General features: G+C 57.3%; 22 protein-coding genes and 1 tRNA gene. 8 read left to right on the top strand and 15 right to left on the bottom strand.

Annotated features, from left to right (window positions below; translation table 11 throughout):
* Positions 1 to 5: 5 nt before the first annotated feature.
* Complete coding sequence (locus tag ACR0BK_RS02270) at positions 6 to 704, bottom strand: corrinoid protein (RefSeq protein ID WP_209503809.1); 699 nt, start codon at positions 702 to 704, stop codon at positions 6 to 8.
* Between the two features lie 270 nt (positions 705 to 974).
* On the opposite strand from ACR0BK_RS02270, the gene ACR0BK_RS02265 reads away from it, so the two are divergent.
* On the top strand, positions 975 to 2042 hold the full coding sequence (locus ACR0BK_RS02265; protein ID WP_480553619.1) for a PA0069 family radical SAM protein: 1068 nt from the start codon (positions 975 to 977) through the stop codon (positions 2040 to 2042).
* A gap of 93 nt (positions 2043 to 2135) precedes the next feature.
* Here the strand turns inward: ACR0BK_RS02265 and gltA are convergent, their stop codons facing one another.
* Together gltA and gltX are read right to left on the bottom strand one after the other, a co-directional pair.
* A complete protein-coding gene (gltA, locus tag ACR0BK_RS02260; protein ID WP_480472976.1) occupies positions 2136 to 3431 on the bottom strand; it encodes a citrate synthase in 1296 nt (431 codons plus the stop codon).
* Positions 3432 to 3552: 121 nt separating this feature from the next.
* Entirely contained in the window at positions 3553 to 4953 is a 1401-nt protein-coding gene (gene gltX / locus ACR0BK_RS02255) for a glutamate--tRNA ligase (RefSeq protein ID WP_480472974.1), read from the bottom strand.
* A 78-nt stretch (positions 4954 to 5031) separates the two neighbouring features.
* Here gltX and ACR0BK_RS02250 point away from each other — a divergent pair, with 78 nt between their 5' ends.
* A complete protein-coding gene (locus ACR0BK_RS02250) occupies positions 5032 to 7080 on the top strand; it encodes a ComEC/Rec2 family competence protein (protein WP_480553617.1) in 2049 nt (682 codons plus the stop codon).
* Here the strand turns inward: ACR0BK_RS02250 and lexA are convergent.
* The 6 genes from lexA to ACR0BK_RS02220 form a co-directional block, all read right to left on the bottom strand.
* Positions 7074 to 7772 (bottom strand): transcriptional repressor LexA, encoded by a 699-nt coding sequence (lexA, locus tag ACR0BK_RS02245; RefSeq protein ID WP_480472970.1) that lies wholly within the window; start codon positions 7770 to 7772, stop codon positions 7074 to 7076. The genes ACR0BK_RS02250 and lexA overlap by 7 nt on opposite strands.
* A 78-nt stretch (positions 7773 to 7850) precedes the next feature.
* Positions 7851 to 9023: a molybdopterin molybdotransferase MoeA gene (locus tag ACR0BK_RS02240; protein ID WP_480553615.1), complete on the bottom strand. Its 1173-nt coding sequence runs from the start codon at positions 9021 to 9023 to the stop codon at positions 7851 to 7853.
* Positions 9020 to 9493, bottom strand: a complete 474-nt coding sequence (moaC, locus tag ACR0BK_RS02235) for a cyclic pyranopterin monophosphate synthase MoaC (RefSeq protein ID WP_480472966.1) — start codon at positions 9491 to 9493, stop codon at positions 9020 to 9022. Before moaC ends, ACR0BK_RS02240 begins: the two co-directional genes overlap by 4 nt.
* Positions 9493 to 10305, bottom strand: coding sequence for an indole-3-glycerol phosphate synthase TrpC (gene trpC, locus ACR0BK_RS02230; RefSeq protein WP_480553613.1), 813 nt, complete (start codon positions 10303 to 10305; stop codon positions 9493 to 9495). The genes moaC and trpC overlap by 1 nt, the downstream gene beginning before the upstream one ends.
* On the bottom strand, positions 10302 to 11321 hold the full coding sequence (trpD, locus tag ACR0BK_RS02225; protein ID WP_480553611.1) for an anthranilate phosphoribosyltransferase: 1020 nt from the start codon (positions 11319 to 11321) through the stop codon (positions 10302 to 10304). Before trpD ends, trpC begins: the two co-directional genes overlap by 4 nt.
* The gene (locus ACR0BK_RS02220; protein ID WP_209503818.1) at positions 11318 to 11899 is read right to left on the bottom strand and encodes an anthranilate synthase component II; all 582 of its coding nucleotides are present in this window, start codon (positions 11897 to 11899) and stop codon (positions 11318 to 11320) included. The genes trpD and ACR0BK_RS02220 overlap by 4 nt, the downstream gene beginning before the upstream one ends.
* A gap of 199 nt (positions 11900 to 12098) precedes the next feature.
* Here ACR0BK_RS02220 and ACR0BK_RS02215 point away from each other — a divergent pair, with 199 nt between their 5' ends.
* Positions 12099 to 13526 (top strand): divergent polysaccharide deacetylase family protein, encoded by a 1428-nt coding sequence (locus ACR0BK_RS02215; protein ID WP_480553609.1) that lies wholly within the window; start codon positions 12099 to 12101, stop codon positions 13524 to 13526.
* A gap of 47 nt (positions 13527 to 13573) precedes the next feature.
* Here the strand turns inward: ACR0BK_RS02215 and trpE are convergent, their stop codons facing one another.
* The 5 genes from trpE to fabI form a co-directional block, all read right to left on the bottom strand.
* On the bottom strand, positions 13574 to 15085 hold the full coding sequence (trpE, locus tag ACR0BK_RS02210; protein ID WP_480472957.1) for an anthranilate synthase component I: 1512 nt from the start codon (positions 15083 to 15085) through the stop codon (positions 13574 to 13576).
* A gap of 11 nt (positions 15086 to 15096) precedes the next feature.
* Positions 15097 to 16938, bottom strand: a complete 1842-nt coding sequence (locus tag ACR0BK_RS02205; protein ID WP_480553607.1) for a SurA N-terminal domain-containing protein — start codon at positions 16936 to 16938, stop codon at positions 15097 to 15099.
* A gap of 80 nt (positions 16939 to 17018) precedes the next feature.
* The gene (locus ACR0BK_RS02200) at positions 17019 to 18194 is read right to left on the bottom strand and encodes an aminotransferase (RefSeq protein WP_480517149.1); all 1176 of its coding nucleotides are present in this window, start codon (positions 18192 to 18194) and stop codon (positions 17019 to 17021) included.
* A gap of 21 nt (positions 18195 to 18215) precedes the next feature.
* The gene (gene gpt, locus ACR0BK_RS02195; protein WP_480517147.1) at positions 18216 to 18725 is read right to left on the bottom strand and encodes a xanthine phosphoribosyltransferase; all 510 of its coding nucleotides are present in this window, start codon (positions 18723 to 18725) and stop codon (positions 18216 to 18218) included.
* 4 nt (positions 18726 to 18729) lie between these two features.
* Positions 18730 to 19536: an enoyl-ACP reductase FabI gene (fabI, locus tag ACR0BK_RS02190; protein ID WP_480553605.1), complete on the bottom strand. Its 807-nt coding sequence runs from the start codon at positions 19534 to 19536 to the stop codon at positions 18730 to 18732.
* Between the two features lie 135 nt (positions 19537 to 19671).
* On the opposite strand from fabI, the gene pdxH reads away from it, so the two are divergent.
* From pdxH to ACR0BK_RS02170, 4 genes are all read left to right on the top strand, one after another.
* Entirely contained in the window at positions 19672 to 20277 is a 606-nt protein-coding gene (gene pdxH / locus ACR0BK_RS02185; RefSeq protein ID WP_480553884.1) for a pyridoxamine 5'-phosphate oxidase, read from the top strand.
* 142 nt (positions 20278 to 20419) lie between these two features.
* Positions 20420 to 20926 (top strand): cold-shock protein, encoded by a 507-nt coding sequence (locus tag ACR0BK_RS02180; protein WP_245220458.1) that lies wholly within the window; start codon positions 20420 to 20422, stop codon positions 20924 to 20926.
* Between the two features lie 7 nt (positions 20927 to 20933).
* Positions 20934 to 21401 (top strand): DUF192 domain-containing protein, encoded by a 468-nt coding sequence (locus ACR0BK_RS02175; protein ID WP_480553603.1) that lies wholly within the window; start codon positions 20934 to 20936, stop codon positions 21399 to 21401.
* A 43-nt stretch (positions 21402 to 21444) separates the two neighbouring features.
* Positions 21445 to 21521, top strand: a tRNA-Pro gene (locus ACR0BK_RS02170).
* 14 nt (positions 21522 to 21535) lie between these two features.
* Here ACR0BK_RS02170 and ACR0BK_RS02165 read toward each other — a convergent pair.
* A complete protein-coding gene (locus tag ACR0BK_RS02165; RefSeq protein ID WP_480553601.1) occupies positions 21536 to 21970 on the bottom strand; it encodes a hypothetical protein in 435 nt (144 codons plus the stop codon).
* A gap of 541 nt (positions 21971 to 22511) precedes the next feature.
* On the opposite strand from ACR0BK_RS02165, the gene ACR0BK_RS02160 reads away from it, so the two are divergent.
* The gene (locus ACR0BK_RS02160; RefSeq protein WP_480553599.1) at positions 22512 to 26132 is read left to right on the top strand and encodes a vitamin B12-dependent ribonucleotide reductase; all 3621 of its coding nucleotides are present in this window, start codon (positions 22512 to 22514) and stop codon (positions 26130 to 26132) included.
* The last annotated feature ends 232 nt before the right edge of the window (positions 26133 to 26364 follow it).

The following is a 26364-nucleotide window of genomic DNA, read 5'->3' as shown; positions in this document are numbered from 1 at the left end:
TGGTCTTAGCCAGCCAGTTGGTTGTGTTTGCGGCCCACGAAATCCTTGGCGGTTTCCACTGCAACAGCAGCGTCACGGCAGTAGGCGTCTGCACCGATGGCTTTGCCGAACTCTTCGTTCAGCGGCGCGCCACCGACCAGAACAATGTAGTCATCGCGCACGCCCTGTTCGACCAGGGTGTCGATAACGACTTTCATGTAAGGCATCGTGGTGGTCAGCAGGGCGGACATGCCCAGAATGTCGGGCTGTTCCGTTTCCAGTGCTTCCAGATAATTCTCGACCGGGTTGTTGATTCCCAGATCGACAACTTCGAAGCCTGCGCCTTCCATCATCATCGACACAAGGTTCTTGCCGATATCGTGGATGTCGCCCTTCACGGTGCCGATAACCATTTTGCCAACACGCGGAGCACCGGTTTCAGCCAGCAGCGGCTTGAGGATCGACATGCCGCCTTTCATCGCGTTGGCCGCCAGCAGAACCTCAGGTACAAACAGAATGCCGTCGCGGAAGTCATGGCCCACAATGGTCATGCCGCCAACCAGAGCTTTGGTCAGGATGTCATACGGCGTCCATCCGCGTTCCAGCAGGATATTGGTGCCTTCTTCGATCTCTTCTTTCAATCCGTCATAGAGATCGTCGAACATCTGATCGACCAGTTCGTCATCATTCAGTTCGGACAGGACGATATCTTCTTCGTCGGACATGGGGTATTCCCTGTGCTGGGCGGGCCATCGGCCCGTGGTGGCATTTTTTCCGTTTTGGCCAAAACGTCGCATTCTGACTGTGACGATTGCGACGTTGGTCGTTTCGGGACCGACCTATATGCCAAAAATGGCACCGGCTCGATTGAAAAGTCTGCAATATTATCCTGTTTATTTTTCATCTGTGCGTTCCTGTTTCTTCGAAGGGTTGGCTTGCACAGGTTTTGTTTCACGCTTATCGTACGGCAAGAACAAATAGGGAACAAATATATCGTGAGCATCGGGTATGTCGTCAAGGCAAGGGGGGTGGCGTCCAATACTGCTGGGCGGTTTGAACGGTTTGCAACGCAGGCTGTTGATGACGGGTGGGACATCAATGAAGACTTGCCGCCCCTGCGAACCGAGACGCGGGATGAGGTGGCGCGCAGTGCAATCACCTATAACCGTTCACCCGATTTGCCTTTTGACCGTTCGATCAATCCGTATCGGGGGTGCGAGCATGGCTGTGTCTATTGTTTTGCCAGACCCAGCCACGCCTTTCTGGGCTTGTCCGCAGGATTGGATTTCGAAACTCGCCTTGTTGCGCGTCCCAACATGAGCATTGTTCTGCGCAAGGAACTGTCGGCAAAGTCCTACAAGGTCGCCACGATCGCAATCGGGACAAACACTGACCCATACCAGCCCATTGAAAAAAACAGACTGATTACAAGGTCTTGCCTTGAGGTCTTGCAAGAGTTCAACCACCCGGTCGCAATCGTGACCAAAGGAACATTGATCGAGCGTGATCTGGATATTTTGGCTGACATGGCCAGCCGGGGATTGGTGCGGGTCGGTATTTCGCTTACCACGCTGGATGCGGGTCTGTCCCGGCGGATGGAGCCCCGCGCACCGTCTCCGGCCCGTCGGTTGCAGACGATCAGAGCGTTGACCGATGCGGGCGTTTCGGTTCGCGTAATGACCTCGCCTATTGTGCCTGGGCTGACAGATCATGAGTTGGAGAGCCTGTTGGGCGCCGGAAAAGAGGCGGGCGCAGATGCGGCAAGCTGGATCATGTTGCGATTGCCCCGCGAAGTCTCGCAGCTTTGGCAGGACTGGCTGGCAGAGCACGAACCCGCCCGTGCAGAAAAGGTCATGTCCAAGCTGCGTGAAATGCATGGCGGACGAAATTATGACCCGCGCTGGGGGTACAGGATGCGGGGTGAGGGGGAATATGCCGAACTCATCGCCCTGAGATTCGCTAAAACCTGCAAAAGACAAGGGCTTTCGATCAAATCCGCTCCGTTACGATGCGACCGGTTTGCAGTTCCGCCGCAACCTGGGGATCAAATGAGCTTGTTCTGAAGCCAAATACCCAACCGTCCGCTGCTTCAGTATCGAAAGCAAAAGACCCCGGTTTAACCGGGGCCTTCTGGATTTATTGCGTGCTTTGATGGATCAGCGGTTTTCGATGTCCACGTAATCGCGCAGCGTCTCACCCAGGTACAACTGACGCGGGCGGCCGATCTTGTTCTGTGGATCTTCAATCATTTCTTTCCACTGGCTGACCCAGCCAACAGTCCGCGAAAGTGCAAAGATTGGTGTGAACATTGAGGTCGGGAAACCCATCGCCTCGAGGATGATACCCGAATAGAAGTCAACGTTCGGGAACAGTTTTTTGTCGGCGAAATACGGGTCTTCCAGCGCTTCGCGTTCCAGCTCTTTAGCAACCTGCAGTTTAGGGTTGTCTTCAATGCCCAGCAGATCCAGAACCTCGTCGGCCGACTGCTTCATCACCTTTGCGCGTGGGTCAAAGTTTTTGTACACGCGGTGGCCAAAGCCCATCAGGCGGAACGGGTCGTTCTTGTCTTTGGCACGGGCGATGAATTCGGGAATGCGATCTACGGTGCCGATCTCTTCCAACATTTCCAGACATGCCTGGTTGGCGCCACCATGGGACGGCCCCCACAAGCAGGCAATACCAGCGGCGATGCATGCAAACGGATTTGCGCCCGATGACGACGCCAGACGCACGGTGGACGTTGACGCATTCTGCTCGTGGTCTGCGTGAAGCGTTAAGATACGGTCCATCGCGCGGCTGAGGATCGGGTTGACCTCATATTCTTCGGCAGGAACGCTGAAACACATGCGCAGGAAGTTAGACGCATAATCCAAGTCATTGCGCGGATACACGAAGGGCTGCCCCGTGTGGTATTTATAAGCCCATGCGGCGATTGTCGGCATTTTGGCGATCAGGCGATGCGAGGCGACCTCGCGCTGATGCGGGTCCGCGATATCGGTCGAATCGTGATAGAAGGCTGACATTGCGCCGACAACACCGACCATAATGGCCATGGGATGCGCGTCGCGGCGGAAACCACGGTAGAAATACTGCATCTGCTCATGCAGCATGGTGTGGCGGGTGATCGTGGTTTCGAATTTCTCCAGATCTTTTGCGACCGGCAGCTCTCCGTAGAGCAGCAGATAGCAGACCTCAAGAAAGTGCGATTTCTCTGCCAGTTGGTCGATCGGGTAGCCACGGTGCAGCAACTCGCCTTTTTCACCATCGATAAAGGTTATTGTGCTGTCACAGCTTGCGGTTGAAGTGAAACCGGGATCATAGGTGAATACCCCTGCCTGACCGTAAAGCTTCCGAATATCAATGACATCCGGACCGGCGGTCGGGGTATGAACCGGCAACTCATACTCTTTGCCGTGAACGGTCAGAGTGGCTGTTTTGTTGCTGTCTGTCATGGTTATCCCTTCTTCATTCATACGCATGCCAAAGAAACCTCGGGCAGTGCGGGCAACGACTGCGCGCTTTCGCGCAGTCCGGGTGTTAGCGGAGCAGCGTTACCCGTTTATGAAATTCGGGTTATTTCGCTGCTTCTGAAAGCCGCGCCAGGGTTTCATCCCGTCCCAGCACAAGCATCATGTCAAAAACCGAAGGCGTGACGGCCCGACCAGCCAAGGCGGCCCTGAGTGGGCCAGCGAGCTTGCCGAACGTGAGCTCCTTTGACTCGGCAAAGGAATTCAGGGTCTCCTCCAGTTCGTCTCGAGACCAGCTAGCATTTTGCAACTGCGGCGTCAATTCTTCCAGTATACCGTCGGATACAGATGCCAGCGCCTTTGCGGCTTTCTCGTCGGGAACGATTGGGCGTTCCGTCAAGGCAAAGTGAGCCTTTTCAAGGAGTTCAGGAAAAGTCCGCGCCCGATCCTTGAGGCAATACATCGCACGTTCCAAATCACTCGATTGTGAATCTGTCAGGGGTGGTAAAGCAGCTGCGGCCAGGTAGGCTCCGATTTCATGCCGCAACGCAGCATCCTCAGAAATGGCGATGTGTTGACCACACAGGTTTTCCAGTTTTTTCAGATCAAACCGGGCAGGGCTTTTGCCGATGCCGTTCAGATCAAACCACTCCTTTGCCTGTGCATCAGTAAAGAATTCATCGTCACCATGGCTCCAGCCCAGACGGGCCAGATAGTTGCGCATCCCGGCGGCAGGATAGCCCATGGCCTGATACTCCTGCGCGCCAAGCGCGCCATGGCGTTTGGACAATTTCTTACCGTCTGGCCCGTGGATCAGCGGAATATGGGCCCAGACCGGAACATCCCAGCCCATTGCCTCATAGATCATCATCTGGCGCGCCGCGTTATTGAGGTGGTCATCGCCGCGAATGACATGGGTAACACCCATATCATGATCGTCGACCACCACTGCCAGCATGTAGACCGGTGTCCCGTCGGAACGCAGCAGAACCATGTCGTCCAGTTGGTCGTTGCGAATGGTCACGTCGCCCTGAACCTGATCGCGGATCACTGTTGTACCGTCCTGCGGAGCCTTGATGCGAATGACAAATGGCAGTTCGGGAAGAGCCGAAGGATCAGCGTCACGCCAGGGGCTGCGGAACAGGGTCGACTTGCCCTCGGCCCGCGCCTGTTCCCGAAAGGCGGCAATTTCGTCCTGCGTCGAGAAGCATTTATATGCCTTTCCCTCGGCCAGAAGCTGGTGCGCGACTTCGGCATGCCGGGCAGCTCCTTCGAACTGGCTGATTACATCGCCATCATGATCCAGTCCCAGCCATTCCATACCCTGAAGGATCGCGGTGGTTGCCTCGGGGGTCGAGCGCTCCCGGTCGGTATCTTCGATCCGCAGCAGGAACTTTCCACCACGTCCGCGGGCATAAAGCCAATTGAACAATGCGGTGCGTGCGCCACCGATGTGCAGAAAACCTGTGGGCGAGGGGGCAAAACGTGTGACGACCTGTTCGGACATGTTGAGGATTAACCTTTTGGTAACCGTATCTGGCATAGTTTGACGCCTGTCTAACGAGCCCGAAGGACGGGGGCAACCATGCGTGTTCTTGCACGGGTCGAGGCCGCGCTGCTGCACCAGACAGGGTACCTGTTTCCGTGGACGCCAGTCATGCTGGCAACGGGGATCGGTCTCTATTTCGGTGCCCGGAGCGAGCCTGGCTGGCCGGTATACGCTGGTCTTTCTTGCTTGTTCCTGGCTCTTGTCGTCCTGAGCCGCCGGCTGCCACCGGGGATGGGAGCGTTAGCGACCGGGGGGGCGCTGATTGCGGTCGGTGTCATACTGGCGGGCACTCGCGCCCATATGGTGGCAGAACCGGTTCTGTCCTGGCGGTACTATGGCCCTGTCGAGGGGAGGGTCGTCGCCATGGATCGGTCTGCCTCGGATGCGTTGCGGTTGACGCTCGATCAGGTGCGCGTAGGGGACGTACCGCAGGAGCGCAGGCCGCAACGCATCCGTCTTTCTGTTCATGGCGCAACAGACCCTTTTGCGCCTGGGCAACGGATCATGACCACAGCGCATCTTTCGCCGCCGCAGGGCCCGGTTGAACCTGGCGGGTTCGATTTTCGTCGCCATGCCTGGTTTCAGGAGCTGGGTGCGGTCGGGTATACCCGCGTTCCTGTATTGACGATTGCGCCAGTCAAGGACGGTATTGGCGGTGTTCGAATTACCGCAATCCGAATGGCCATATCGCAGCGAGTGAAACAAATCCTGCCCGGAGAAATCGGTGGGTTTGCCGCTGCCGTCACCACAGGTGATCGCAGTGGTATGGGGCAGGAGACGCTCTTGTCCCTGCGCGCGTCGAACCTGGCGCATTTGCTTGCCATTTCCGGGCTTCACATGGGGTTACTGACGGGTTTTGTTTTCGTGGCCTGCCGTATTGGTTTGTCACTGATCCCCTTCGTGGCGCTGCGGTTACCTGTCCGAAAAGTTGCGGCTGTGCTCGCGCTGATCGCGGCGACGATTTATTTGCTGTTGTCCGGCGGGAATATCGCAACCGAACGCGCCTATGTCATGGTCAGTGTCATGCTGGGGGCCGTGTTGATCGACAGGCGCGCGATCTCGTTGCGTGCGGTTTCCGTTGCTGCGCTGATCGTTCTGGTTCTTTGGCCCGAGTCGCTGCTGAGTCCGGGGTTTCAGATGTCCTTTGCGGCAACGACAGCCCTGGTTGCCGTCTTCGGCGCATTGCAACAGGTGGGTCCGTTACCCGGCCCGAATTGGTTGAAACCGATTGCTGGTGTGGTGATGTCCTCGGCGATAGCCGGGCTTGCCACGGCCCCAATTGGCGCTGCGCATTTCAATACGATGTCTCACTATGGATTGCTGGCGAACCTTCTGTCCGTACCCGTCATGGGCTTATTAGTTGTGCCTGCGGCGGTTGTCGCCGCACTGGCCGCCCCATTTGGATTGGAGGCTTTTCCGCTGACCGTTATGGGCTGGGCGCTGCATTGGATCTTGGGGGTGTCAAACTGGGTGTCGCACCTGGACGGTGCTCAGGGTTTCGTAGTTAGCCCGCCCTGGTATGTATTGCCACTTGTTACTGTTGGTGCTTTGTGGCTGGCCTTGTGGCAAGGGCGCGCGCGTTGGTACGGTGTCGGGCCCGTCGTTCTGTCATTTCTGCTTTGGAACTCGGGCCACAGGCCAGATGTTCTGATCGCAGAAAACGGGGGGTTAGTCGGCGTGATGACCGCTCAGGGCCGGGCTTTGAGCAGAAGCAAAGGCAGCGGGTTTGTTGCCAGCGTCTGGCTTGAGAATGACGGTGACGGTGCCGATCAGATCGCGGCAGCAGGCAGATGGCCGGACAGCAGCACCGTTCAGCGGTACCCATATCAGGATATGGAAATCATCCATATCTCGGGCAAAAAGGCCGCGCACGCGTTCGACGAATGCAAGAACAACCAGATCATTGTTTCGACAGTTGCGCTGACCCTTGAGGGAGCGTGCGCCGTCTTCGATCCGGATCACCTGACCGAAACCGGCAGCCTGTCATTGTCGGACGGAAAGTTGACTTCAAGCGCGGAACTGACAGGTCACAGGCTCTGGTCCCCGAAGCCCGTCGGGGACCGTCGTTTGAATCCGGATCAATAGGTTCGGATCAGACCGACTAGGCGACCCTGAACCTTGACCTTTTCTTCAGGTAGAACGCGCGTCTCATAAGCCGGGTTGGCCGCTTCGAGAGCAATAGCGTTGCCGCGGCGGAAAAAGCGTTTCAGCGTCGCTTCCTGATCTTCTACCAGTGCAACCACGATATCTCCGTTATCAGCAGTCGCGGTTTCGCGGATGACAACCACATCACCGTCATTGATGCCCGCGTCGATCATCGAGTCACCGCGAACCTCAAGCGCATAGTGCTGGCCTTTCCCGGAAACCATGGGGCCGGGGACCGCCACGTGATGTGACACGTGACTGATCGCTTCAATAGGGACACCCGCCGCGATCCGGCCCATCACCGGCAATTCCAACGCGTCCACCGCAACCGGTTCAATATTGGCCGGGCGGGGGCCTTTGGGCCGGTCACCTTCGATCACGCGGGGTGAAAATCCGGCAGTTGGTTCACCGCCAAGGCTTTCAGGAAGTTTCACAATTTCAATCGCGCGGGCACGATGCGCGAGGCGACGGATAAAGCCGCGTTCCTCCAGCGCAGTGATCAGCCTGTGGATGCCGGATTTCGACCGCAGGTCAAGCGCGGCCTTCATTTCATCGAAACTGGGCGGAACACCGTCCGCCTGCACGCGTTTTTGGATGAATTTCAACAAATCCAATTGCTTCTTGGTCAGCATTGCTCACACCTCGTCGCTCATGCGTTTTCTTTTGTTCTACGCATGTTCACGTTTTGTGTCAATGAATTTGGGCGAAGCTCAGATCGGCAGGTATCGAACCGTTTCCCCGGCCTTGCGGGCGGGGTCGTTCGGGGGACGGACCAAAAGGGCGTTTGCCTGCGCCAGAACGCTGAGCAGAGAGCTGTCCTGATCTGCACAGGCCTGGATACCCGTTTCGCTTAGAACCGCACGCATGTAATGCTCGCGCGGGCCGTTTTGTGACAGTGGTTCGGTCAACCGGGCAGAGTGAAAGGGTGGCAGAACCATTTCCAGCCCCAGCATCCGCCGCACCATCGGGGCAAGGAACAGATAGCCACAGACCATCGCGCTGACCGGGTTCCCCGGAAGCCCGACCATCGCGGTGTCACCCATGCGACCAGCCATCAGAGGTTTTCCGGGGCGCATTCGGATCTTGTAGAAAGACCGATCCATCCCCAGCCCCTGCGAAACGTCAGACACAAGGTCGTAGTCCCCAACCGACGCACCGCCAATCGTCACGACGAGATCGGCCCCTCGTGCCAGGTGAAAAGCCGTTTCAAGTGATGAGACCGTATCCTGTGCAATCGGAAGGACACGAACCACAGCACCGAGCCCCTCAAGCAATGCCCGCAGTCCAAACGTGTTTGACGCGATAATCTGGTCCGGTCCCGGTTCTTCGCCGGGCATGACAAGTTCGTCGCCGGTCGAGATCAGGGCAATGACGGGTTTTCGAGAAACCGGGACCCGCGCGACATTCATCGCAGCCATCAGTGCAATGTCTTCGGCGCGGATCAAACGCGGTGCCGTGATGGGGGTGCCTGTCATAAAATCCACACCGGCAGGGCGGATGTTCGTTTTGGGGCCGGGGTCGTCTGTGATCGTGATCAGATCGCCACGCCGGTCGGTATCTTCCTGAATCACAACGAAATCCGCGCCCTCGGGAACCGGAGCGCCGGTAAAGATACGCACGGCCTGACCGGGGCCCATCGAGCCGTCGAAACGACGACCCGCAGCGGATTCGCCCACCACTTTGAACATGGCATGAAGCTCGACTTCGTCGGCTTTGACGGCATAGCCATCCATCGAAGATGCCGCAAATGGCGGCTGGTCGCGCGTTGCCACAACCTCGTGCGACAGAACACGTCCCGCAGACTGGGCCAGGGGAACCTGTTCCGAAGGTAGAGGGCCGACAAGATCGAACAGCAGGGCGCGCGCTTCTTCGACGGTAATCATTTCGCCTCGTAACGTCCTGATTTTCCGCCGTCTTTAAGACTTAAATGAATGCCGCCAATTTCCATCGCTTTGTCGACGGCTTTGGTCATGTCGTACACAGTCAAGGCCGCGGTGGAAACGGCGGTCAGGGCCTCCATCTCAACTCCGGTTTGACCTGACGTTTTGACCGTTGCTTCGATCTGAACTCCCGGCAGATCCGGGTCGAGGGTCAGTTCAACGGCAACCTTAGTTACTGGCAAAGGATGGCAGAGCGGGATCAGATCCGGCGTCTTTTTTGCACCCATGATGCCGGCCAGGCGGGCAACGCCCAAAACATCGCCCTTAGCGGCGCGTTGTTCTGAAATGATTTCATAGGTTTCCGGTGCCATCTTAACGTGACCCACAGCCACGGCTAAACGATCTGTGACCTCTTTGCCCGAGACGTCGACCATATGCGCCTGACCTTGAGCATCGAAATGGGTCAGCGGCATCACATCACTCCGGGGATAAGCGGATTGGACAGGATATGGCGGGTGGCCGCTTCGACATCGTCCTGACGCATCAGGCTTTCGCCGATCAAAAAGCACCGGGCGCCATAGCGCGCAATATCCCGCAAATCTTCTGGCGTGCCCAACCCGCTTTCGCAGACGATAGTACGGTCTGCCGGTACCAGTTTGGACAAGCGCCGAGTCGTATCAAGAGTGGTTTCGAAGGTCTTGAGATTGCGGTTGTTTATGCCGATCAAAGGACTTTTCAGTTGGGCTGCGCGTTCAAGCTCGGCTTGGTCGTGAACCTCAATCAGAACGTCCATCTCCCAAGCGAAAGCGGTTTGTTCCAACTCGGCTGCCTGATCATCGCTGACGGATGCCATGATGATCAGAATACAGTCGGCTTCCAAAGCACGTGCCTCGACCACCTGATAAGGGTCATACATGAAATCCTTACGCAAAGCGGGCAGAGATGTCGCGTTACGCGCTTGTGTTAGATATTCCTTGGCACCCTGAAAGCTCGGCGTGTCGGTGAGCACGGACAAACACGTAGCACCGCCTTCTTCATAGGCCTTGGCCAAGGCAGGCGGATCAAAATCTGGCCGGATCAAACCCTTGGAGGGGCTGGCTTTCTTGACCTCGGCAATCAGGCCGTAACCTTGCCGGGACGCAGCTTGAAGAGCTGCGGCAAACCCGCGGGTTTCCGAAGCGGCGCGTGCTTCACTTTCCAGAGTTTCCAAGGACTTATGAGCCTTGTCTGCTGCGATCTCTTCCAGTTTGTAGGCTTTGATCTTGTCCAGAACGGTTTCGGTCATGCGGCCTCCTGAGTCTTGGCGGCCAAGGCCGTGATTTTGTTTTTGGCTTCACCGCTGTCGATGCTCTCGGCGGCCATGGCCACGCCTTCGCGCAGATCACTTGCAGCATCGGCGACAACCAATGCGGCGGCAGAGTTCAGCAACACGGCGTCACGATACGCTGACCGAGCGCCGTCCAGCAGCGCACGAAATGCGATGGCATTTTCTTCAGGGGTTCCGCCGAGGATGTCTTCGAAAGGGTGCACAGGCAGGCCAGCATCCTCGGGGTGCAGCTCGACCTCTTTGATCACGTCATCTTCTAAAGCGGCGACCCAGCTGATACCGGTGATCGTCAATTCGTCTGTCCCGTCTGATCCGTGCACCAGCCACGCGCGATCTGACCCCAGCAAGCCTAGTGTTTCAGCCATGGGGCGGATCAACTCGCGGCTAAAGGCGCCAGTCAGTTGCCGTTTGACACCGGCAGGGTTGGTCAGTGGGCCAAGGATATTGAAAATCGTGCGCGTTCCCAGCTCCTGCCGCGAAGGCATAACATGCGCAATGGCCGGGTGATGCATCGGCGCCATCATGAATCCGATCCCGACATCTTTCAATGCGCTTTCAACGACTTGCGGGCCAACCATGACGTTGATGCCCATTTGACCCAATGCATCCGCTGCGCCTGATTTGGAACTTAGGTTGCGGTTGCCGTGTTTGGCGACTGTCACGCCAGCGCCTGCGACGACAAAGGCCGTCGCGGTCGAGATATTCAGAGTACCTTTTCCGTCCCCGCCCGTGCCAACGATGTCGATCGCCCCTTCGGGCGCCCGCACGGCATTGCACTTGGCGCGCATCACAGCCGCGGCCGCGGCATATTCATCAACCGTTTCCCCCCTTGTACGCATGGCCATCAACAGCCCGCCAATCTGGCTTGGCGTGGCTTCGCCGTTGAACAGGATGCCAAAGGCAGTCTCGGCCTCTTTACGGGTCAGCGGACGATCGGCGGCTGCTCCAATCAGCGGTTTCAGCGCGTCGCTCATGCGGGGACTTTCAGTTCTTGCAGGAAATTCTTGAGAAGGGCGTGACCATGCTCGGACGCAATCGATTCAGGGTGGAACTGAACACCGTGAATAGGCAGTTCCCTGTGTTGCAGCCCCATGATCGTGCCGTCTTCCAGCTCGGCTGTGATCTCAAGACAGTCGGGCAGCGTCTCGCGCTCGACCACCAGCGAATGGTAACGTGTGGCTTCAAAGGGCGATGGAAGGCCAGCAAAGACGCCTTTTCCGGTGTGGTGCATGATGCCCATTTTGCCGTGCACAATTTCGTGGCATCGTACCACCTTGCCACCGAACGCCTGTCCGATGGTCTGATGCCCAAGACAAACCCCCAAAAGGGGCGTTTTGGTCTCGGCGGCGGCTTCGGTCAGAGCCAGACAGATGCCCGCCTGATCCGGGTCGCAGGGGCCGGGGCTTAGCAGGATCCCAGCCGGGTTCATGGCCATTGCTTCTTGCACATCCAGCGCATCATTGCGGCGAATGACCATTTCGGCACCAAGTTCGCCCAAATAATGTACCAAATTGTAGGTAAACGAGTCGTAGTTGTCGATCAGCAGCAGCATATGGGCACTTATCTTCGCTTGGGCATTTCGGGCTGGCGATGCAACCCCGGGCCACGGTATAATGTCCGCACATACATGCTCAGGCTTGGGCGGCAGCGTCAAGAGGACATACGGTTTCTGACGCCTCCAATTGACCGAGCGCCACACCAGATGGCGCAGAGCAGGGCGAGGCAGGGAAAAGAGGCGAAAGGCAGGAAATATGGGCGGATTTTTCGGAGGAATGGTCGCAGGGGCGATCGTTGTTTTGATCTTGGGTGCGGTCGTGTCGCTCAACACGCCGATGGTCAACACACCGGTTGTTGCGACCGAAGCACCAGCGCCGACGATTTCAGAAACACCAGAGGCGCCTACTGAACTTGCCGAGGATGTTTCTGATGCCGATCTGGTGGAACTGGCCCCGCGTGCGCCAGAAGCCGCCGATAATGCCAACGAAGATTTGGCCGATTTGTCCGGGTTGGAAGCGTCATCCGAGCCGCAGCCCGAGGTTGGCAAAGCGGCTGAGGCCCCGAACGAGCCCACTGCAACGGTGGCGACCGAGGTGTCCGTCATGACCGAAGCCCCCGCTGCGCCGCCCGAGCCCAGCCAGGTACCCGCAGTTCAGCAGGAACAGTCCGTGCCGGTTGTAATTGATGAAACCCCCACGCCGCCGACCGAGTCTGACACAACCGAGGTCGCAGTTCTTGAGCCCGAACCAACTCCGTTGCCACAGGTCGAGGCTGAACCACAAACAAAAGACACTACGACTGATAATTCATTTGAAAGCAGTCCGATTGCGGTGGAAGGGGATGAAGATACCTTACCCCGTGAGCTTCCTCGCATTGCTGCGCTGCCTCAGATCGGGGGAGAACAGGAAGAAAGTGCCAGTTCGATTGTCGGAAAACGTATCCTGCCGTTGACGGAACGCGATGATGAGCCTGTTGCAGAACAGGCGATTTCCGAACAGCCATCTGCGGAAAAACCGATTGAACGTTTTGCCGCCAAGTTCGAGAACCCGGAATCTAAGCCGCTGATGTCGATCATTCTGATTGATGACGAAGGCGCGTTCGGGGCCGAAGCGTTGCAGGATTTCCCTTACCCGATCAGCTTTGCCGTGAACCCGTCTGATCCGGATGCGGCGGAAAAGATGGCACGGCACCGCGCGGCTGGGTTCGAAGTTCTGGCCCTTGCGGACTTGCCCGAGGCAGCAAGCGCGCAGGATGCCGAAGTTTCCCTGTCCGTGTGGCTGGATACATTGCCTGAAACAGTGGGTATTCTGGAAGGCGTGAACAGCGGCATTCAGGGAAACCGCAAGCTGGCCGATCAGGTCGCGGCAATTGCTGCCGGAACCGGACGCGGGTTGATCACACAGGACAATGGGCTGAACACTGTCCAGAAGCTTGCGGTTCGCAATGGCATTCCGTCCAGCGTTGTGTTCCGCGATATCGATGGGGCGCGACAGGATCCCAGAATCATGCGCCGGTTCCTGGATCAGGCCGCGTTCCGGGCGGGTCAGGAAGGAACCGTTGTCATGCTGGGGCGGGTACGGCCAGAGACAATCTCAGCCCTTTTGCTGTGGGGTCTTGAAGATCGCGGGAACCGGGTGGCGATGGCGCCGATCTCGGCCGTCTTGATGAAACAGGTACAGTGACAGCTTGAAACAGGGCGGTGATCAATTGATCAGCCGCCCTTGTTTTTTTAACTGTTGCCGTTTCCGGTGAACCGAGCGGCATCTTCCGCCGCGCGCCGTATGGCGTTTGACTTATGAACAGTCTCCATGAACTCGGCCTCGGGGTCGCTGTCATAGACAACACCGCCACCAGCCTGAATATAGAGTTTCTGATCCTTCACGATGGCCGTGCGCAGGGCAATGCACATGTCCATGTCACCGCCTGCGCTGAAATAGCCAACACCACCGCCATAGACGCCGCGTTTTTCCGGCTCAAGCTCGTCAATGATCTCCATCGCCCGCACTTTCGGCGCACCCGAGACGGTGCCCGCAGGCATCCCGGCAAAGAAGGCGTCCAGCGCATCTTTGTCTTCCGCCAACTCACCCACCACGTTCGACACGATGTGCATCACATGGCTGTAGCGTTCGATGATGAACTCTTCGGTCGGGCGGACCGTACCGATTTTTGACACGCGGCCGGTATCATTGCGCCCGAGGTCCAGAAGCATAAGGTGTTCGGCCAGCTCTTTCTTATCGGCCAGCAGGTCAAGCTCGTTCGCTTTGTCTTCCTCGGGGGTCGCGCCACGGGGACGTGTGCCTGCAATCGGGCGAATGGTGACTTCGCTGCCGAACACCCGCACCAAAATCTCGGGGCTGGCCCCAACGACCTGAAAACCGCCGAAGTTGAAGTAGAACATAAACGGCGAGGGGTTGGTGCGCCGCAGCGAACGATAAAGCGCGAAAGGCGGCAGCGGAAAATCCTGCGTCCAACGCTGCGCTGGAACTACCTGGAAGATATCGCCAGCACGGATGTATTCCTTGGCCTTTTCAACCGCTTCCATATAGCCGGATTTGGTGAAGTTCGACACCGGCGCCGCAATTTCGCGCGCGTCGCCCAGATCACGGGTTTCGGCGGGCATCGCACGTTCCAGATCGCGGACCGCATCCATCACACGCTCGGCCGCCTGCGCATAGGCAGCTTTGGCAGATTGACCGTCGCTGGCCCAGGCGGGTGAAACCACCGTCACCTCGCCTTTGACGCCATCCAATACTGCGACAACAGACGGGCGCAACATGATCGCATCTGGCAGTCCCAGCGGATCGGGGTTCACGCCCGGCAAGCATTCGACCAGCCGGACCATGTCATAGCCCAGATATCCAAACAGCCCGGCGGCAGCCTGAGGCAGGTCGTCTGGCAGTTCAATACGGCTTTCGGCTAGCAAGGCACGCAGATTGTCCATCGGATTGCCGTCCTGCGCGGCAAAGGCGTCGGCATCGAACCGCGCCGAACGGTTCAACTCGGACGTTTCACCGTGGCAGCGCCAGATCAGGTCCGGTTTCATGCCGATGATCGAATAGCGGCCACGCACCTCACCGCCCGTAACCGACTCCAGCATGAACGCATCTTTCTGCGCTCCCGTCAGTTTGAGCATTAGCGACACGGGTGTGTCCAGGTCGGCGGCGAGACGTGTGTAAACCACTTGGTTTTCGCCCGCTTCATAGGCGCGTGCGAAGGTATCGAAATCGGGTGTCAGGGCCATCTTGGTCTCGCTTAAAAGCTCGCCTGCACGGCGTTCAGCGCCTGCTGATCCACGACCGGGCGGGCGCGGGTCTGAGCGTCCCGTACGTATGCGTCAAAAATATTCTGCGACAGCGCCTGATCCATCTGCGTTGCCAGCGCGTCGCGCAACCGGCGCAGTTCGTCGGAATCCTCGGGGGGCAGAACCTCGTCCAGACGCACCAGCAAGGCTGCACCATTTCCACCAATGACACGCAACTCACCGAGTTCCATCTGAAACACTTCATTCATGAAACTGGCGGGGACGTCATCAAGAAACGCGGTACGCGTCAGTGCGTTTTCAACGCGGAAGGGCAGGCCAGTCGCTGCGAAGTCACCATCAGTGGCCAGTAGGCTCAATGCGGCGTTTGCTTTGTCCAACAGGGCTTTATTGGTCTCTGCCTGTACCCAAGCCGCAGCGACACTGTCGCGTGCGCTTTCCAGCGGTTCGGGGCGACGCGGCAGAACGTCGTTCAGGCGCAAGGCAAAGATCGATCCGTCTTCGAGAAATGCGATTTCAGGGAAATCTCCCTCTTGCACGGCTTCGGCGGCCGCGCGGAACCCGTCATAGGCCGCTATGTCCTCGGCGCTGTCGCGGGTCCAGTCAATCTGACCCAGCTCCATTTCAGTTTCATTTGCCAATTCTTCCAGAGTCGCTCCACCAGCCAGCATGTCGTTGACATCTTCGGACTGCGCCTCGATCAGGCGGCGGGCGCGTTCTGTCGCCAGTTCTTCGCGCAGGGCCGGTTCGGCCTCCTCAAAGGGAACGCTGTTTGCAGCCAGGGATCCGTTGATACGGAACAGGGCGGGGCCAAATACCGATGGCAGAGGGCCGACAACGGCGTCAAGTTCTGCCGCGAACACGGCGTCGGCGGCTTCGCCCAGATCCTCACGCGTGAGGTCGCCCAGGTCGATATCCGAAAGCTCCAGATCACGGTCCCGAACCAGTTGTTCAAAAGTCGTGCCCCCGACCTCAAGCTGCGCCTTGGCGTCGTTGGCCGCTTGTTCATCCGGGAAATTCAGGCGCTCGACCAGACGGCGTTCTGGCTGATTATACTCTGCCGACCGCTCTTCAAAAAGTTTTCGCAGAGCCTCTTCGTCAACCTCAACCGTGTCCACCAACATGGCCGGAGACAGAATCGCATACGTCAGCTGTTTCGTGCGGGGCAGGGTGAACTGTTCAGCGTTTTCGTCATAGTAGGTCTGAATCTGCGCGTCAGTCGGTTCGGCCACGGGGGTTTCCAAAGCCTCGGCCCCTGCCGTCGCAACGGTAAAGCTGCGACGGGCACCAATATAGTTGGCCATTGTGTCTGTCACGGTGGCAGGCATTTCCACACCCCCCATGATCGCACCTTGAACGATCGTACGGGCGGATTCTTTGCGCAGGTCCGACTCGAACTCGGAATCCGTCATGCCGACCTGTTCAAGCTGAAAGCGGTATGCCTCACGGTCGAAATTGCCGTCTACGCCTTGAAAGGCCGGGACAGACACGATCTCTTTTTGCAGGTTCTCATCCCCAATGGAGATCCCGAGCTGGCTCACCTCATTGTCCAGTGCCGCCAAGGCTGTCAGGCGGGCAAGCGCGTTTCGATCCAGCCCCAGATCGCGCGCCTGCGACATTTGCAGGGGCTGACCCGATTGCGCCTCAACCGCGCGGATCTCGCGCTGCAACTCGCGGACAAAGTCATCGATCGAGATGCTTTCATCACCAACTTGCGCCACTGTACGGACTGTGCCGCTCAGGTTGACGGCGCCGAACCCCGCGAGCCCCAGCATCAGCATGCCCATCAGAATCCAGACAAAGGTTTTCGAAAGACTTTTAGCGCCTGCGGCCATGGTGCCCTCTTGTTATTACGGCAGCGTTCTGCCCTGTCGGTTGCCGCCTTGAATACGACGCACACCGCCGGGGGGCAAGCTTAGAAGGACAGGCCCTGCAACCGTTCGAACAATTGGCCCAAACCTGTGCGGTCGAGGTTGGCGAAGGCAATGCGCACTTGCCGTTTCCCGTCCGGGTGGTGATCGGGCATAAACATGGTACCGGGCAATAACAGAACACCGGCTTCACGCACCAAACGCCTGGCAAGTTCGTCGGACGGAATGTCAAACGGGTGCTCCAGATAGGCGAAATACGCCCCAAGTCCCAAAAGGCGCCAACCTTCGGCTTCCAGCGCGGGCATACCCTCAAGGATGGCAGCGCGACGGTCGAGTATTTCGTCGCGTTCGCCTGCCAGCCATTGCGACAAGTTTTGCATACCCCAAAGCGCGGCGAACTGTCCGATCTGACCGGGGCAAATGGCAACGGTGTCGAGAAACTTCTCGACCTCAGCCAGAAGTGCGGGGCCCGTTGCAATGGCACCGACCCTATGACCCGTCAGCCTGTATGCCTTGGAGAAGGAATACAGGTGGATCAGCGTCTGATCCCAGTCTGGTTGCTGGAACAAATCATGTGGCGGCCCGCTGCGACTGTCGAAGTCACGATAGGTTTCGTCGACGATCAGGTAAATCCCGGTTTCGCGCGCCAGCTCAAAGAAGGCGCGGACAAGGTCTGCCGGGTATTCAACGCCGCCGGGATTGTTGGGCGTGACCAGAGCAATTGCGCGTGTTTTGTCCGTTATCAGCGCCCGCGCGCGCTCCGGACCGGGCAGCAAATCGTCGCCGGTCTTCAGGTCCGCCGCCTGAACACCCGACATATCCAGCCACATTTTATGATTGAAATACCATGGGGTTGGTAGAATAACCTCATCCCCTTCACCGGTGATGGCCGATATCACTGCTGAAAACGCCTGATTGCATCCTGAGGTGATAGCAACCTGAGGTGCCTCGACCTTTGCCCCATAATGCGCGCTTATCTGCGCAGCCAGTTCCGTGCGAAGGTCGTCATTTCCCAGCACAGGGCCGTATAGGTGCGCATGGTCTTCGCGCACGGTAAATTCGGCCATAGCCTTGCGCAAGGCCAGTGGCGGCGGGTCAACCGGCGCCGCCTGGCTTACGTTGATCAACGGACGTTCGGGTGGGAACGAAACGCCCTCGACCCATCGGCGCGCTTCCATCACTGGCGGCGCGAATGTTGCGGCGGTACGGCTGAGCGTCATGTGCTGCCTACTGATCTGATTTCAATCGGTGCCCCGATAGGGCTCGACATATTGAAGGGCCATATCCCACGGGAAAAAGATCCACGTGTCCTGACTGACTTCGGTGATGAACGTATCCACCATTGGGCGTCCCTTGGGTTTGGCATAAACCGTCGCAAAATGCGCTTTTGGATACATCTCCCGAACCAGCTCCAATGTTTTTCCGCTGTCTACCAGATCGTCGATGATCAGAATTCCGGTTCCGTCACCCATAAGGTTGGTATCGGGTGCTTTCAGAACTTCCGCCTCACCCTGAGCTTGATGATGGTAGGATTTCACGCTGACCGTATCGACAGTACGAATATCCAGTTCCCGGCTGACGATCATCGCAGGGGCCATGCCGCCACGGGTGATCGCCACAACAGCACGCCAGCTGCCGTCATCGGGGCCTTGCCCATCCAGACGCCACGCCAATGCGCGCGAGTCGCGGTGGATCTGGTCCCAGCTGATGTGAAATCCTTTTTCGTGCGGCAGGCGGTCCTTAGCGCTCATGTTCTTAACCTTTTTCCACGTCTGGGGCGTCAACGGCCTTCATTCCGACAATATGGTAGCCCGAATCCACGTGCAGATTCTCACCGGTGACGCCGCTGCTGAGGTCTGACAACAGGTACAGGGCCGACTTGCCGACATCGTCGATGGTCACGTTGCGGCGCAGCGGAGAGTTGTACTCGTTCCATTTCATGATGTAGCGGAAATCGCCAATGCCGCTGGCGGCCAGCGTTTTGATCGGACCGGCCGAAATCGCGTTCACGCGAATGCCGTCCTTGCCCAGGTCCTCCGCCAAATACTTGACCGACGCTTCCAAAGCGGCCTTGGCAACACCCATCACGTTATAGTGGGGCATCACCTGCTCGGCTCCGTAATAGGTCAGCGTTATGGCGCTGCCGCCTTCAGACATCATCTTTTCCGCGCGCTGCATAACTGCGGTGAACGAATAGACGGATACATCCATCGTCAGCGTAAAATTGGCCCGGCTGGTATCCACGTAGCGCCCACGCAGTTCGTTCTTGTCAGAAAAACCGATGGCGTGAACGACAAAGTCCAGCTTGCCCCATTTCTCTTCCAGTGCCGAGAAAAGCCCATCAATTGAAGCCTCATCGCTCACGTCGCAGGGCAGAACGATTTCGCTGCCCAGTTGCGCAGCCAGTGGGTCCACACGTTTCTTTAGGGCGTCACCCTGATAGGAAAAGGCAAGTTCAGCTCCGGCTTCGGACAAGGCGCGGGCGATTCCCCATGCGATAGATTTGTCATTGGCCAGTCCCATGATGAGGCCACGTTTGCCGGCCATCAACTGATTTGACATGTTTGGTTCTCCGCCTGTCTTCGCGTTAGATTGGCATGGTTTATGCCATTGGTAGCGCTGCATCAAGGCCGTGCGCTCTTGCTCGCAGCGGGTTCTCGCCTTAGGCTCGTCATTAATACTTTCCAGGGGATGGAAATGACCGAGCGTGATGGCATCTTTGCTGGCTCCGATCCGTTTGCAATCGCGGCCCGGTGGCTGGCTGAGGCCCAGGAAACCGAATTGAACGATCCGAATGCGATTGCGCTTGCAACCGTTGACCCGGACGGTTTGCCAAATGCACGCATGGTTCTGCTGAAGGAAATCGAAGCGGATTCATTTGTTTTCTATACAAACTACGAAAGCGCCAAAGCGAACGAGCTGGATACGTCCGAAAAAGCCGCATTTGTAATGCATTGGAAATCTTTGCGGCGTCAACTTCGTGTTCGTGGTACAGTATGTCGTGAAAACGGGCCCAAGGCTGATGCGTATTATGCATCGAGGTCACTGAAAAGCCGACTGGGTGCCTGGGCTTCAAAGCAGTCACAACCGCTTTCAAGTCGGACAGCTTTGATGGCAGAGGTCGCGAAAGTGACTGCTAAACTTGGGCCGAATCCACCTCGTCCTCCATTCTGGGGTGGGTACCGATTGACGCCGACAGAGATAGAATTCTGGGCCGATGGAGCGTTCCGCTTGCATGATCGGTTCAGATGGCAACGAATTGAGCCGGGATCGGCATGGCATGTTGAAAGGTTGAATCCATGACGTTCACGTGTCGTGAAATGCAACAAGCAGAAAGTAAACAACTTTTTCGGCTTGAAATTGTCTGCCAATCCCATAAACAACAGACCCTTAACGAACTGCTAAAATTCGCGATGGGAAAACCGTGCCTGAAGACCTGAACAACATGTATCGCGTCCGTGGACACGTAAAATGGTTCGATCCCGCCAAGGGATACGGCTTTGTTGTTTCTGACGAAGGCGGACCGGATATTCTGTTGCATGTGAACGTATTGCGCAATTTCGGCCAAAGTTCCGTCGCGGACGGAGCAGGTATCGAGATCATGACACACCGCACGGACAGAGGTGTTCAGGCGGTTGAGGTTGTTGCAATCGACCCGCCGGCGCGCGCCGAGTCGATGATGTTGGCCGATTTCGCCGAGTTGGATCCGGACGCTATCGCAGAAGCCCCTCTGGAGGCCGCGCGGGTGAAGTGGTTCGACAAAGGCAAGGGCTTCGGGTTCGCAAATGTTTTCGGGCGCGGCGAAGACGTGTTCTTGCATATCGAAGTGTTGCGGCGCTCGGGGCTTGCTGACCTTCAGCCCGGAGAGGCGCTTGCGATGCGCGTAATTGACGGCAAACGTGGCCGAATGGCGGCGCAGGTTCTCGCCTGGGAAGCCGCGCTGGACGGCTGACCGTTCCATGACTCGTTTTCTGGTATTCTGGACGCTTCTGATCACGCTGTGGACGGGGGGGGCATTTGCTGCGTGCAGCGCCGACCATGTCACACTCCGAAACGACAGCGCGACAATCCGATTTGACGTGGAAATGGCAGTTACGCCACAGGAACGGTCAAGGGGTCTGATGTTTCGCGAGACGTTGCCGAATCGATCCGGTATGCTGTTTGTCTTCGACCCACCGCAACCCGTCGCGTTCTGGATGAAGAACACACTGATTCCGCTCGACATGATATTTCTGGACCGTACGGGCACAGTGACACATGTGCATGAGAGGGCGATTCCCGGCGATCTGACACCGATTGAAGGTGGGGATGCCGTTTTTGCGGTGCTGGAAATCAATGCCGGATTGTCTGCACGTTACTCTATCGGCGTCGGCACTCAGATGCAGCATGAAATTTTTTCGCAAGGTCCTGCGATTTGGCCCTGTTAGGGCTTTTCAAATCAGATTGTCATCGTTAGGAAGGCGCACGGTCCGGGGCGTGGCGCAGTCTGGTAGCGCACCTGTTTTGGGTACAGGGGGTCGTAGGTTCGAATCCTGCCGCCCCGACCACTTCCTTCACATTCTCATGTGGGCGTGCCGCCCATCGCCAGATACAACGAGCTGATCGCCTGATCCAGCACGTCACTTTCCAGTGGAACCTCAACGATTGCGCCGGTTTTCTGCGGCACTTTAAAGTACGATCGTGCGTCAACGCGATAGCCGGACCCTGTTTTTGACGATGTCAGGCGCATGACGCTCTGGGGCAGGTCCTGCGGAAATCCGTCATAGTTCAGAATCAAATAGGCAGCCGCTTTTGGGGGCAGATACTCGCTGCATTCAAAAGCCTGTTCGCCGATTTTCTCAAAGACCTTGCCGGGACCAGAACAACTGGTTTCGAATGCCTCAAATAACCTTTTGGGATGGGTTTCGAACAGCGCGCTACGTGACGGGGTGGGCGTTTCTTGTGGCGTGCAGGCCACGATACAGGCCAACGCGGGGATAAAGCGAAGCAACTTCATTCGTTTGGCCTTTCTCATTTCGAAGTGAACCTTTGGTCGTTCAGTGTGGGTTTGACAGACCCGGCGAAGCTGATTCCTTTGCAGCCTAACCAGCGAGGTGTTGGTTGATCAAATACAGATAACTATGCTGGTAAAAACGGTAATTCGAATTGAGACTTCGAGTCGTGACCGAAAATTTACCGCAGGCGAGCCTGTGGAGGAATCGTACCCAGAGTTTGACTCCTCTCATGTCTGGGTCTGGTCAACAAAAAAGATTTCAAATTTGGCTGAAAAAGGGCGTTGACCTTCTATGGCAATATACGTCAAATTGTATGAGCCGAAGAGATTGCCACAATATCTGGTGTTCAAGCCGGGACGGCAACAGGCGAGGGTCGGATAAGCACAGTCTATTAACGTGCAGCCGTTGTAACGGCTTTTTCGCTGTCCAAAGCAGCGTCCAGTACCTTTGCGCGCTTCTGTAGGCGTTGCGGGTGGTGCTCCGCAACTCAAAATGTAGTGCCGTGAACCGAGAATTAGGCGGAATTTAACTAGGGCTGCGGACATGAAGATTGAAAGAAAATTCACCAAACCAGATCAGGATGCCTATTCGGAACTGGATTTTGTGTCTGCGACATCTGAAATCCGCAATCCCGACGGAACCATTGTATTCCGTCTGGAAGGGATCGAAGTTCCGTCAACCTGGTCGCAGGTGGCAAGCGACGTGATCGCCCAGAAGTACTTTCGCAAGGCTGGCGTCCCGTCCAAATTGACCAAAGTTAAGGAAAAAGATGTTCCCGAGTTCCTCTGGCGGTCGGTTCCCGCTGAAGATGCTGAGTTCGAGGGCGAAATTTCCTCCAAGCAGGTCTTTGATCGGCTGGCCGGTGCGTGGGCATACTGGGGGTGGAAAGGTGGCTACTTTTCGACCGAGGAGGATGCGCGCGCCTATTTCGACGAGATGCGGTACATGCTGGCGACTCAGCGCGCCGCGCCAAATAGCCCGCAATGGTTCAATACTGGCCTGCACTGGGCCTATGGAATCGACGGTCCGGCGCAAGGGCACCACTACGTCGACTATAAGACCGGCAAGCTGACCAAATCCAAATCCGCCTACGAACATCCGCAGCCACATGCCTGCTTCATCCAGTCCGTTGATGATGATCTGGTGAACGAAGGCGGCATCATGGATCTATGGGTGCGCGAGGCACGGTTGTTCAAATACGGCTCGGGCACCGGGACCAACTTCAGCCATCTGCGTGCAGAAGGCGAGGCGCTGTCAGGTGGCGGTAAGTCTTCGGGGCTGATGGGCTTTCTCAAGATCGGCGACCGCGCCGCTGGCGCGATCAAATCAGGCGGGACAACCCGTCGGGCAGCAAAGATGGTGATCGTCGATGCAGATCACCCTGACATCGAGAAATTCATCGAATGGAAGGTGATTGAAGAGCAGAAGGTAGCCTCGATCGTTGCCGGATCGAAGATGCACGAGAAGATGCTGAACGGCCTTTTCGAGGCTATCCGCACGTGGGACGGCGCGCAGGAAGATGCCTACGATCCGAAAAAGAACGACGCGTTGAAAACGGCGGTTCGAGAGGCAAAAAAGGTCGCGATCCCGGAAACTTATATCAAACGCGTTCTGGATTACGCCAAGCAGGGCCACGACAGCATCGAGTTCCCGACCTATGATACAGACTGGGATTCGGAAGCCTATAGCTCGGTCTCGGGGCAGAATTCGAATAACTCGATCCGCGTGACCAACGGGTTTCTGACTGCTGTCGAGAAAGACGCGGACTGGCAGCTGATCAACCGCACCGATGGCAAAGTCGCAAAGACCGTCAAGGCGCGCGATCTTTGGGAAAAGGTTGGTCACGCCGCATGGGCTTGTGCTGATCCTGGCATCCAGTTCCACGACACGGTCAACGAATGGCACACGTGCCCTGAAGATGGTGAAATTCGCGGATCGAATCCGTGTTCGGAATACATGTTCCTGGATGACACGGCCTGTAACCTGGCCTCGATGAACCTGCTGACCTTCCTCAAGGACGGTGAGTTCCAGGCCGCCGATTACATGCACGCCTCGCGCCTATGGACGCTGACGCTGGAAATCTCGGTGACCATGGCGCAATTCCCGTCAAAGGAAATCGCGCAGCTGTCGTACGACTTCCGCACGCTGGGCCTTGGTTATGCCAACATTGGCGGCCTGTTGATGAACATGGGCTACAGCTATGACTCGGACGAGGGGCGGGCGATCTGCGGTGCGCTGACCGCGATCATGACCGGTGTGGCATATGCCACTTCAGCTGAAATTGCCGGTGAGCTTGGCCCGTTCAAGGGCTACAAGCGCAATGCCGAGCATATGCTGCGCGTCATCCGCAACCACCGCCGCGCGGCGCAGGGTGTGACTGAGGGGTACGAGAAACTGGCCGTCAAGCCGGTGCCTCTGGACCATGGCAACTGCCCCGACAAGCGTTTGGTCGATCTGGCCATGTCCGCTTGGGATGAGGCGCTGAGCCTTGGCGAGCAGAACGGTTACCGCAATGCACAGGCCACGGTGATTGCCCCCACAGGCACCATCGGTCTGGTGATGGATTGCGATACAACGGGGATCGAGCCCGATTTTGCGCTGGTCAAGTTCAAGAAACTGGCAGGCGGCGGTTACTTCAAGATCATCAACCGCTCGGTACCATCTGCGCTGGAAAAGCTGGGCTATTCCTCGTCGCAGATCGAAGAGATCGTATCCTACGCGGTCGGTCACGGCACAATCGGCAATGCGCCGGGGATCAACCACACCTCACTGACTGGCCACGGCTTTGGTGCCAATGAACTGGCCAAGGTGGACGCCGCGCTGGAAAGCGCCTTTGACATCCGGTTCGTCTTCAACCAATGGACATTGGGCGAAGATTTCTGCACCGGTGTTCTGGGCATTCCGGCGACCAAGCTGAATGACCCGACCTTTGATTTGTTGCGCCATCTGGGGTTCACCCGCGCGGATATCGACGCGGCCAACGACCACGTCTGCGGAACCATGACTCTGGAAGGTGCACCGCATCTGAAGGAAGAACACTACGCGATCTTCGACTGCGCCAACCCGTGCGGCAAGAAAGGCAAGCGTTTCCTTGGGGTTGACAGCCACATCACCATGATGGCAGCGGCACAAAGCTTTATCTCGGGTGCGATCAGCAAAACGATCAACATGCCGAATGATGCAACAATCGAAGACTGCCAGAAGGCCTATGAACTTAGCTGGTCGCTGGGTGTGAAAGCCAACGCGCTGTACCGTGACGGCTCGAAACTGTCTCAGCCCCTTGCGGCTGCGCTGGTCGAGGATGATGACGAGGCGGCCGAGGTGCTGGAAAGCGGCTCTGCTCAGGAAAAAGCCGTCGTTCTGGCCGAAAAGGTGATCGAGAAGGTTGTGGTCAAGGAAATTATCCGCAGTCATCGCGAGAAACTGCCGCATCGCCGAAAGGGGTATACACAGAAGGCCATCGTTGGCGGCCACAAGGTTTATCTGCGCACGGGTGAGTTCGAAGACGGTCAACTGGGCGAGATTTTCATCGACATGCACAAGGAAGGTGCTGGCTTCCGGGCGATGATGAACAACTTTGCCATCGCCGTGTCGGTCGGTCTGCAATATGGCGTGCCGCTGGAGGAATTTGTCGACGCCTTCACCTTTACCAAGTTCGAACCGGCAGGGATGGTGCAGGGCAACGACTCGATCAAGAACGCGACGTCGATCCTGGATTACATCTTCCGCGAACTGGCCGTGTCTTATCTGGACCGTACCGATCTGGCCCATGTGAAACCCGAGGGTGCTACCTTTGATGATCTGGGACGCGGTGAAGAGGAAGGCGTTTCCAACGTCTCGGAAATCAGTGAAACTGCGGCGTCCAAGTCGTTGGAAGTGTTAAAACAAATCAGTTCAACCGGGTATCTGCGCAAGCGTCTGCCGCAGGATCTGATGGTGTTCAACGGCAGTTATGGTGACGTGGCCGGTTTAGCAGAAACAGCAACTGTCTTTGAAGCGCCTGCCACCGAAACGGCAGTGGCAACAGGGATGGACGCCCGCACCAAAGCCAAGATGCAGGGCTATGAGGGCGACCCCTGCGGCGAGTGCGGAAACTACACGCTGGTACGAAACGGAACTTGCATGAAGTGCAACACCTGCGGCGCGACAAGCGGGTGTAGCTGAATTTAACGCCCTGGCACCCCGGGGCGTAGGGGTCGGACGCTGCCCTAAGTAACCGACCCCGACGAATACGGAGAACAGGTCTGTTACCGACTGACCATTCTCCACTCGGCCGACATGCCCGTGTTGGCCGGGAACAGGGTGGGGCGGAATATTTGCTCCTTCCCACTCTTTCACGGGGCGGGTGCGCTCGCCCCATGCGCAGTCCAGGCCGCAGGCAAAAAAACACCGGGCG

It is taken from the genome of Ruegeria sp. AF1, assembly GCF_056542125.1.
Note: the sequence above shows the minus strand (reverse complement) of the source record. Positions and strands in the feature narration are given on the sequence as shown.

Bases quoted from the DNA above. Each gene is read 5' to 3' on its own strand.
- ACR0BK_RS02270 (WP_209503809.1), bottom strand. From the start codon at position 704: ATGTCCGACGAAGAAGATATCGTCCTGTCCGAACTGAATGATGACGAA.
- gltA (WP_480472976.1), bottom strand. From the start codon at position 3,431: ATGACAGACAGCAACAAAACAGCCACTCTGACCGTTCACGGCAAAGAG.
- gltX (WP_480472974.1), bottom strand. From the start codon at position 4,953: ATGTCCGAACAGGTCGTCACACGTTTTGCCCCCTCGCCCACAGGTTTT.
- ACR0BK_RS02250 (WP_480553617.1), top strand. From the start codon at position 5,032: ATGCGTGTTCTTGCACGGGTCGAGGCCGCGCTGCTGCACCAGACAGGG.
- lexA (WP_480472970.1), bottom strand. From the start codon at position 7,772: ATGCTGACCAAGAAGCAATTGGATTTGTTGAAATTCATCCAAAAACGC.
- ACR0BK_RS02240 (WP_480553615.1), bottom strand. From the start codon at position 9,023: ATGATTACCGTCGAAGAAGCGCGCGCCCTGCTGTTCGATCTTGTCGGC.
- moaC (WP_480472966.1), bottom strand. From the start codon at position 9,493: ATGCCGCTGACCCATTTCGATGCTCAAGGTCAGGCGCATATGGTCGAC.
- trpC (WP_480553613.1), bottom strand. From the start codon at position 10,305: ATGACCGAAACCGTTCTGGACAAGATCAAAGCCTACAAACTGGAAGAG.
- trpD (WP_480553611.1), bottom strand. From the start codon at position 11,321: ATGAGCGACGCGCTGAAACCGCTGATTGGAGCAGCCGCCGATCGTCCG.
- ACR0BK_RS02220 (WP_209503818.1), bottom strand. From the start codon at position 11,899: ATGCTGCTGCTGATCGACAACTACGACTCGTTTACCTACAATTTGGTA.
- ACR0BK_RS02215 (WP_480553609.1), top strand. From the start codon at position 12,099: ATGGGCGGATTTTTCGGAGGAATGGTCGCAGGGGCGATCGTTGTTTTG.
- trpE (WP_480472957.1), bottom strand. From the start codon at position 15,085: ATGGCCCTGACACCCGATTTCGATACCTTCGCACGCGCCTATGAAGCG.
- ACR0BK_RS02205 (WP_480553607.1), bottom strand. From the start codon at position 16,938: ATGGCCGCAGGCGCTAAAAGTCTTTCGAAAACCTTTGTCTGGATTCTG.
- ACR0BK_RS02200 (WP_480517149.1), bottom strand. From the start codon at position 18,194: ATGACGCTCAGCCGTACCGCCGCAACATTCGCGCCGCCAGTGATGGAA.
- gpt (WP_480517147.1), bottom strand. From the start codon at position 18,725: ATGAGCGCTAAGGACCGCCTGCCGCACGAAAAAGGATTTCACATCAGC.
- fabI (WP_480553605.1), bottom strand. From the start codon at position 19,536: ATGTCAAATCAGTTGATGGCCGGCAAACGTGGCCTCATCATGGGACTG.
- pdxH (WP_480553884.1), top strand. From the start codon at position 19,672: ATGACCGAGCGTGATGGCATCTTTGCTGGCTCCGATCCGTTTGCAATC.
- ACR0BK_RS02180 (WP_245220458.1), top strand. From the start codon at position 20,420: ATGTATCGCGTCCGTGGACACGTAAAATGGTTCGATCCCGCCAAGGGA.
- ACR0BK_RS02175 (WP_480553603.1), top strand. From the start codon at position 20,934: ATGACTCGTTTTCTGGTATTCTGGACGCTTCTGATCACGCTGTGGACG.
- ACR0BK_RS02165 (WP_480553601.1), bottom strand. From the start codon at position 21,970: ATGAAGTTGCTTCGCTTTATCCCCGCGTTGGCCTGTATCGTGGCCTGC.
- ACR0BK_RS02160 (WP_480553599.1), top strand. From the start codon at position 22,512: ATGAAGATTGAAAGAAAATTCACCAAACCAGATCAGGATGCCTATTCG.